Below are 8,330 nucleotides of genomic sequence, written 5' to 3' on the forward strand. Positions count from 1 at the left end.
ATTTCGAAACCTTGCGCGAGAAGTGTTCTACCTTTGCACCTTGCTACCGAACAGCGAGCTACGTGCCCGACCAATGTTCGCTAAGAGGGCCAACCCGGAAAACATATGCTCGCACTGAGTTCTTCTCAGTTTGACCCGGAGCTGACGTATTGCGTAGCTTTCTTGTGTACATGCTGTCCCACTACCCCGGCGCAGCGGCTGGGCGTACTCTTCGCTCTGCTTCACCCCAGCCGTATCAGCCTTCCCCGTTTGTCGGATCGGCCTGCGCATTGCCCTTTTCGAGGCTTGCTTAGCGTTCACTCAAGCTACGCATGCAAACGCGCGCTGTCACCAATTCGTGACACGCTAACCGGAGGCTTCAGCCACTTCGTTACCTCCACGACTGCTCCGATTGCTTCCGGCTGGAGCGGTTGCCGGGTGGGGCTCGCACCCACTGGAAAGCGCTGCCTTGTCACGGCGCACACCCACAACAGACATTCGCAGACCAGGAAATAAAAAAGCCCCGAACGATGCGAGGGCTTTTAGCAGTACGCAGATCGGAAATGGCATTTCAGGGCTGCCACGACTGTTTTTGACTCGGGCGAACCCAAACGCTCGCAGCCATAACATCTCTTCGTCGCAGCCTTGATTGTTGGATAACGCTTCTTTAAACGACAATTATAACAACCCTTGGGGGGCCTTGTCATGATCGATCGCCGCAATGCGTTGAAGCTTGCGCTCGGCAGCGCCGCAGGCCTTGCCGCGCCACGGGTTTGGGCGCAATCCGCAAAGCCCCGCACGCGCATCGTGTTCCTGGGCACCAAGGGCGGACCGCGCGTCGGCGTCGGGCCATCGAATCCCGCCAACCTCGTGATGGTGAACGATACGCCATTCGTGATCGATTGCGGGATGGGCGTCAGCCACCAGCTCGTCAGCGCTGGCGTGCCGCTGGAATCCATAAAATACATCCTCATCAGCCATCACCATTCCGATCACAATCTCGAATACGGCAACCTCGTCTACAACGCCTGGGCTACGGGCCTGTCGACGCCGATCCATTCGTTCGGCCCCAAAGGTCTCGAGGCAATGACCCGGACCTATTGGGAGTTAAACAAATTCGACATCGAGACCCGGATCGAGGACGAAGGGCGCCCCGACCTGCGCAAGCTTCTGATCGCCAAAGACATCACCGAGGACGGCGTGGTGCTGCAGACCCCGGACGTGAAGGTGACGGCATTCCGCACCCCGCATCCACCGATCACTGATAATTTCGCCTACAAGTTCGAGACGCCGGACGGCGTCATCGTGTTCTCCAGCGATACCGCCTACAATCCGAAGCTCGCCGAATTCGCCAAAGGCGCCGACGTGCTGGTGCACGAAGCGCTCTATCTGCCGTGGGTCGATCGTCTCGTGACGAGGGTCAAGAACGGCGCCACGCTGAAGAAGCATCTGCTCGAGAGCCACACCGCGGCGGAGGACGTCGGCCGCATCGCCGACGCGGCGCAGGTCAAGGTGCTGGTGATGAGCCATCTCGTTCCCGGCGAGCTCGACGTGACCGACGATGACTGGCGCAACGAGGCCAGGAAGACCTTCAAGGGCCGCATCATCGTCGCCCGCGATTTGATGGAGCTGAAGCTGCCGCTGTGAGATTCAACTTCATCGTCCCTGCGAAAACAGGAACCAATAACCACCGGCGCAATTTGTTAGCTGTGCTGTGGCCAAGTCAGCTCAAACCAGATGTGGGTGCCCGAGAGGTCGGCCAAAAGTTCTGAGACCACGAGATGCGGCGCTCCGGGCGCAGAAGGTTGCCGACCGACGATCTCGCCAAGGGCCGTTGGTGCCGGTCTGCCAGCCGACGGAGCCAGCAACGAGGTGATTGAATAGAGACGTGTCTGCTGCGGTGCATGAGTCTCTTCATGGCGCAAAGCGGACTTTGGGACGAACGGAAGCGTGCTAACTGACTGGATAATCGGTTGCCGTGGCGTTTTCCGCAGTACGCATAGTGTCAGCCGCGGTTTGCGGCAGCCTTGGTGCGTTCGATATCGCGCAGTTCCCGCCGCAGGATCTTGCCGGTGGTCGTCGTCGGCAACGCGGATACGAATTCAATGTCGCGCGGCACTTCGTGCTTGGCCAAATGGTCACGCACAAAGTCCCGTACATTCTCGACCAGCGTCTGGCTCGGTGATATCCCTTCTTTCAAGACGATAAACGCCTTGATGGATTCCGTACGAACCGGATCCGGGACGCCAACCACTGCTGCCATCACCACGGCCGGATGCCGAGCCAGCGCGTCTTCAATTTCAGAAGGCCCGATGCGATAGCCGGCACTCGTGATGACGTCGTCGGCGCGCCCGTGGAACCAGAAGTAGCCGTCTTCGTCGCAGCGCGCGAGGTCACCGGTGATCAACCAGCCGTCCGCGTATTTGCTCCAGGTTGCCTCGGGGTTTTGCCAGTATTCTAGCATCATCACCGGATCGGGACTGCGGAAAGCCAGATTGCCAATATCGCCCGTAGGCAACGGCCGACCATCGTCATCAACGATTCCTGCCACATGTCCGGGAATGGCGCGTCCCAGAGCCCCAGGCTTGATCGGCATGATCCTGCGGCTCGAGCCGAGCACGAGATTGCATTCGGTCTGACCGAACATTTCGTTGACGGGAGCACCGAGGGTGTCGTTTGCCCATTCATGCAGGTCTTTCCCGACCGATTCACCGCCCGAAATGATCGCGCGCAAATCCATGCTGTAACGCTTAACCGGATCGGGAATCTGCCGCATCACCCTCAACATCGTCGGCGTTAGCAATGCGGTCCTGACGCGGTGGCGGCCCATCATGGCGAAGGCCTGCTCCGGATCGAAGCGTGGCGCGCGAAAGGTGAGCACGGGGACACCGTGAAACCACGCCGGCATCAGCACATCCATCAAGCCTGCCAGCCATGCCCAGTCGGCTGGCGACCACATGCAGTCGCCGGGCTGGGGAAAGGAATCCAGGCCCAGTTCGATCCCCGGAAGGTGACCCAGCATCGAACGATGGGCCTGCAGCGCCCCTTTTGGATTGCCTGTCGTACCTGAGGTGAAATTGAGGAATGCAGGATCATCGGCCGCCGTATCGACATTTTCAAAGCTGTCGCGCGCGGTTTCGAGGGTCCCGGGAAGGGAAGGCGCGTTCGGCGCGGCGCCATCGACCAGGAAAACATGTTCCACCGCGGGCGTGAAAAGTCTTGCCTTTTCCACCGTCGGTAAATTGGCCGCGTCTGTGATGACGATTCGCACACCCACGGTATTGAGACGATAGGTGATCGCGTCGGCACCGAACAACGTTGACGCCGGAACCGAGATCAGTCCGGCCTTCCAGCAGGCGACGTGTCCGATCGCCGTCCAGGCATTCTGGCCCAGCAGCAGCATGACCCGGTCGCCTTTTACCAGTCCGAGCGATACCAAAAGGTTCGCGAGTTGATTGGCCTTGCGCTGCACTTCCCGGAAAGTCATTTCCCAGGTCTTGCCGTCGTCGCCGACGCCAATCAAGGCCACTTTGCCGGGGTCTCTGGCGTGACGGTCGCAGACGTCGGCTGCGATATTGTAACGCGCGGGAATCGTCCAGCGGAATGACTGATACAATTGATCGTAGTTGAGCCGGCTCGGCATCGTTGTCACCTTTTCATCGGATCGTTCTGCGCCAACACGCGACGGGCCAGTACGTGGCGATGAACTTCGGAAGGGCCGTCATAGATTCGGAAGGGTCGGATATCGCGATAGATCCGCTCCACGACGGTGTCGCGGGTGATTCCGATCGCGCCGAGAATTTGCAGGCAGCGATCGACCACCCGACCCAGTGCCTCGGAGCAGAAGACTTTCGTCATGCTGGTCTCGTTGCGTGCCTTGTCGTGCTGATCCAGCAGCCACGCGGTATGCCAGATCGCCAGACGCGACAGATGCAGATCGATTTCGTTGTCGGCCAGCATAAAGCCCACGCCCTGATGCTCGCCGATGGTGCGGCCGAACGAATGCCGCCGCCTGGCATGTTCCGCCGCGATTGCCTGGCAGCGCCGCGCCGCACCGAGCCAGCGCATGCAGTGCGTCAACCTTGCCGGTCCAAGCCGAACTTGGGCATTGCGGAAGCCCTGGCCGACCTCCCCGAGCACGCGGTCCGGCGTAACGCGGACGCGATTGAATGAGACTTCGGCGTGACCGCCGGGTGAGTTCGAGTCGATCGTCTCCAGCATGCGGTCGACGCGAAACCCCGGCGCATCGAGATCGACGAAGAACATCGTCGCCCCCATATCCTTGCCGTAGGGGTCGAGCGTGCGCGCCATGACGATGTTGATCGCGGCGTCGGGTACGCCGGTGATCATGTACTTCTTGCCTGTTATGAGGAAGCCGTCGCCGTCCTGTTGGGCGATGGTGTTGAGCAGCGAGGGATCCGAACCGGCGCCGTCGCTGACGGTTTCCGTCATCGAGAATACCGAGCGAATCTCGCCGCGGACCAGTGGCGCAAGCCAGCGCGCTCTCTGCTCGGGTGTGGCGATGGCGTTGAGCAGATTGACGTTGCCTTCGTCGGGCGCCTGAATATTCAGCGCCAGCGGCCCCAGCGTCGACCAGCCGGCGGTTTCGAAGATCACCGCCATGCCGCGATGATCGAGCCCAAGGCCGCCGTATTCCTTCGGCGCGTGCGGCGACAGCAGTCCGGCCTCCCGCGCTAGGGCGACCAGTTCCCGGCGCAAGGGCTCCGGCGCGCCGTGCGCGGTCTGCCTGATGTCGTTCTCATACGGAACGATCTTGTCGGCGATGAAGTTTTGCACCCGATCGCGCAGGGCCACGAGGTCGGCGGGAAGGTCGAAATCGATCATTCACTGGCTTCCTTCTGGATCATGGGGGGCGCGCGGTCGGCAAGCTCGATGCCGCGGGCGAACAGAAACGGAATGGATGGCGCGAAACGTTCCCAAAGGGTGTCCGGACGCTTGCCGGTGCGATGAAGCTTGACATTGAGGCAGGCGATCGAGCCCAGACGATAGTGCGCGAGCGCCTGATACCATTCCATGTTGAGGAATGCCGGACCGCCGCACTCGCGATAGGATTCGATTAGATCTGCGGCGGATATCGGAGCGACCGGCCGCCAATCTGGGTGCCAAGCCTCTGCGTCGATCATCATCAACATCCAGCCGAGGTCGAGGCCTTGGGCGCCGATTGCGGCCAGCTCCCAGTCGATCAGGCCGCCCGCGCGACCGTTGTCGTAAAGAATATTGCCGGGCTGGAAATCGCCATGCACCAGGCCGACCGGCGCTTCGTCCGGGGTTCGTGACACAAGCAGCCTCCCGAGCTTGGTGCCGGCCGCAAGCCAATCCGGATCTTCGGCGTGACGCAGGATTTTCGTCCAGCGCCCGATCTCCTCCGGCAATGGCAGAGGCTGCTCCCAATCGGGCAGCGCCTCTCGCCACTCGATCGTGTGAACCCGCGCCAGCAGCTTCGCGGCCTGGAGCCAGATTCCCCGAAGGTGCGCTGGCTCACGCGAGAACGACGCATGCGGCTCCCAGACCAAGAACACCCGCCCCGGCATGCGCTCCATGATCAGGAAAGGCGTTCCTAATTGGTCGTCGTCCGGCGAAGCCCAAGGGATTTCGGGAACGGGCAGCCCAGATTTCCTTAGCGCCCGCAGCAGCGGCGCTTGGCGATAAACATCGGTATTGCCACGGCGAACGACGCCTATGGGCGCCATCTTCAGGACATAGCAGCCGAGCGCCGTGCCACCGGTGTCAACCACTTCGAAGCCGAAGGTGAGGCCGGCATGGCCATCCTCCATCACGCCGAAATTGATTACCCGTGCGCTTGCACCGTGTTCCGACTCTATCAAACGCTGCAGACGGTCAGCCACATTGGCAGCCTGTGTCCGACCCGCGACGGGATGATCTTGGCTCTTGGACATGGGCTGCCTTCATTACCTTCGCGCCGTCAGCTATCACATGATCGGAAATCCGTCCGCCGCTAACGCGCACAAGCTTAGCCAATGGAGTAACGAATGCACTTCAATTCTGTGACGCTTTCTTCCCCGACTGCTGGCTACTGATTGTCTCCCAGACACTGCCGTTGAAACGCAGGCCCGACCGGCACGATTTCGACATGTTGGTCTAAGAACCGCTCTGAATTTTTTCCGGTATCGACGGCTCGAGACAGGCTTCATGCTTGATGCTTGCGGTTCGGAAAAGGCTGAATTCGTGGAATTGGGCGCTTATGGAATGACTCGCCGCGCAAAGCAGACGTTCACCGAAAAGCTGACGTCCGAAATGTGCCAGACGCCGGGCGATCATCATGGTTCGCCACAGGATGCCTGCTGCAGTGCGGACAGCCGGTCGAGCGCAGCTCGCGGTAGTGGGCCTTTTTTTGGACAGGGGCGAGTGCATCCTCCCGCCCTCAGCGCGCTCGCGCATTGAGGCTTCGCGTAAAGAATCATCATTTTCAGCACGCTCTGACCCAGAAAAATGACGCATTTCCTTCACGCGCGCACAGCTTTCCCAGCAGACCGCAATCGCGGGATCAGTCGTGGGCTTGCAAGGGCTCGATTTACTTCACATCATCCCAGCTTGTGCCGTTGAAACGCTGCAGTTGCATGTAAGTCACGACGCGATAGTCGGTAGGCGAGGTGTTGATGCGGCTGTTCGGTAACAGTAGTCCGACGCGGAAATCCTTCAGGTTTGCCGCCTGCTTCATGATGTTCTCTCGGGTGAGATTTTCGCCGCACTGCTTCAGCACCTGTTCAAGGGTCTGGGCAAAACTGTATCCGGCAGCGGTGAGGCTATCGTTGCGATCGGCGCCGGGCATGTTGGCGATCATCCAGTCGGTCCAGGTCTTTACGTCGGGATCGCCAGCCCATTTGGGATCGGTGACGTCCTTCATGAAACCCGCGCTCATGATGCCAGTGGACTTGTCGAGACCCGCCGGCTTGAAGGTGGCGCCGACGGAAGCCGCGCCGAGATGCAGATAGGTCTCCGGCTTCCAGCTCAGGTCGGACATTTTCGATATCGCCTGCGCCGCCTGCTTGGCATAGGTGAACAGGAATAGCGCGTCGGCGCCTGAATTCTGCAGGATCACGATCTGACTGTCGATGGTGGGGTCGGTCGACTGAAAGTTCTGCACGCTGACGATCATCTTGTCGGCGTCTTCGCCCAGGCCTTCCTTGAGGCCGTTCAGCAAGTCCTTGCCGAAATCGTCGTTCTGGTAGAGCACGCCGATTTTGGGTTTCGAATTATGGGCGAGCAGGTTTTTGGCGTAGAATTTTGCCTCGTCCCGCAGGTTTGGCTGCCAGCCCATCGTCCACGGGAAATGCGCGGGGTCGTTCAGCGCCGAGGAGCCGGCGGCGACGAACAACTGCGGCACACCCTGCTTGTTCAGATACGGCCTGATCGCCATGTTCAGGGGCGTTCCAAGCACGCCGAAGATCAGTGCGACCTCATCGCCTTCCACCAGGCTGCGCACATTCTCCACCGCTTTAGGCGGCGAGTAGGCGTCATCGCGGCTGATGAAGGTGATCTTGCGGCCGTTGATGCCGCCCTTGGCTTCGTTCAGCCACTTGAAATAGGCGGCCTCCACCTTGCCGAGCGTGCCATATGCAGAGGCCGGCCCGCTATAGGCAATGGTCTGGCCGATCTTGATCTCGGTATCGCTGACGCCGGGGCCATATTTCTTTTGAGCCAACGCCGGCGTTGCCGCCAGCACGGCCAAGGTTGCGGCGAGCAGCGTCATCCGGTGAACAGGCATTTGGCGTCCTCCCTGACTTTTCTGTTTGGAAGGAAGTGTCGGTGAAATCTGCGCGTTAGGCAAGGAGTTGTACGAAGGGTGCAGCGCAACGCGCAGGGCAGGCTTCTGGAAGCGAGGCGGCTTGTCCGCCTGTTCGATCTCTCCGCGAAGACGGAATGCTCGCTCGACGATTTGTCGAGCGCGAGACGTCAAGTACCGATGCTCTTCCAGTTCTTTCCGTTGAAGCGCTCCAACCTCATATCTTTGACCACCCGGTAGTCGGTGGAGCTGGTGTTGATCAGGCTGCCCGGCAGCAAAGCGGGGTTACGAAAATCCTTCAGGCTGGCGGCCTGGCGCATGATGTTCTCTCGCGTCAGGTCATCGCCGCACTGGCGCAGCACCTGCACCAGCATTTGACTGTATGTCCATCCGGAAGGGTAGAAGGTATCCGATGGATTGGCGGTAGGCACGTATTCCTTCATCCATTCGTAGACCGGCTTCAGCTCCGGATCGTCAAGCCACTGCGGATCCGATGCGTCTTCCAGGGGAACTAATTCCGGACTCATCCATTGTGATGATGGGTCGGTCCAAGGATGACCGCCAGGCGCCGCTCCATTCGCGGACA

5 protein-coding genes and 1 pseudogene are annotated in these 8,330 nt (G+C 60.2%); 1 reads left to right on the forward strand and 5 read right to left on the reverse strand.

Annotated features, from left to right (window positions below):
• Positions 1-684: 684 nt before the first annotated feature.
• Entirely contained in the window at positions 685-1,626 is a 942-nt protein-coding gene (locus QZ213_RS20320) for an MBL fold metallo-hydrolase (protein ID WP_291687888.1), read from the forward strand.
• A 358-nt stretch (positions 1,627-1,984) separates the two neighbouring features.
• On the opposite strand, the gene QZ213_RS20325 is transcribed toward QZ213_RS20320, so the two are convergent.
• From QZ213_RS20325 to QZ213_RS20345, 5 genes and pseudogenes are all read right to left on the reverse strand, one after another.
• Positions 1,985-3,622 carry an AMP-binding protein gene (locus QZ213_RS20325; protein WP_291687889.1) on the reverse strand — a complete coding sequence of 546 codons (1,638 nt, stop codon included), beginning with the start codon at positions 3,620-3,622 and terminating at the stop codon, positions 1,985-1,987.
• A 5-nt stretch (positions 3,623-3,627) separates the two neighbouring features.
• Positions 3,628-4,824: an acyl-CoA dehydrogenase family protein gene (locus QZ213_RS20330; protein WP_291687890.1), complete on the reverse strand. Its 1,197-nt coding sequence runs from the start codon at positions 4,822-4,824 to the stop codon at positions 3,628-3,630.
• The gene (locus tag QZ213_RS20335) at positions 4,821-5,897 is read right to left on the reverse strand and encodes a phosphotransferase family protein (RefSeq protein WP_291687891.1); all 1,077 of its coding nucleotides are present in this window, start codon (positions 5,895-5,897) and stop codon (positions 4,821-4,823) included. The genes QZ213_RS20330 and QZ213_RS20335 overlap by 4 nt, the downstream gene beginning before the upstream one ends.
• Before the next feature lie 635 nt (positions 5,898-6,532).
• Positions 6,533-7,726: an ABC transporter substrate-binding protein gene (locus tag QZ213_RS20340; protein WP_291687892.1), complete on the reverse strand. Its 1,194-nt coding sequence runs from the start codon at positions 7,724-7,726 to the stop codon at positions 6,533-6,535.
• A 188-nt stretch (positions 7,727-7,914) separates the two neighbouring features.
• Positions 7,915-8,330: pseudogene (locus QZ213_RS20345) on the reverse strand (hypothetical protein); the annotation flags it as partial.

The sequence above is a fragment of the Bradyrhizobium sp. genome, from assembly GCF_017881085.1.
GTDB lineage: Bacteria > Pseudomonadota > Alphaproteobacteria > Rhizobiales > Xanthobacteraceae > Bradyrhizobium.

Bases quoted from the DNA above. Each gene is read 5' to 3' on its own strand.
- QZ213_RS20320 (WP_291687888.1), top strand. From the start codon at position 685: ATGATCGATCGCCGCAATGCGTTGAAGCTTGCGCTCGGCAGCGCCGCA.
- QZ213_RS20325 (WP_291687889.1), bottom strand. From the start codon at position 3,622: ATGCCGAGCCGGCTCAACTACGATCAATTGTATCAGTCATTCCGCTGG.
- QZ213_RS20330 (WP_291687890.1), bottom strand. From the start codon at position 4,824: ATGATCGATTTCGACCTTCCCGCCGACCTCGTGGCCCTGCGCGATCGG.
- QZ213_RS20335 (WP_291687891.1), bottom strand. From the start codon at position 5,897: ATGTCCAAGAGCCAAGATCATCCCGTCGCGGGTCGGACACAGGCTGCC.
- QZ213_RS20340 (WP_291687892.1), bottom strand. From the start codon at position 7,726: ATGCCTGTTCACCGGATGACGCTGCTCGCCGCAACCTTGGCCGTGCTG.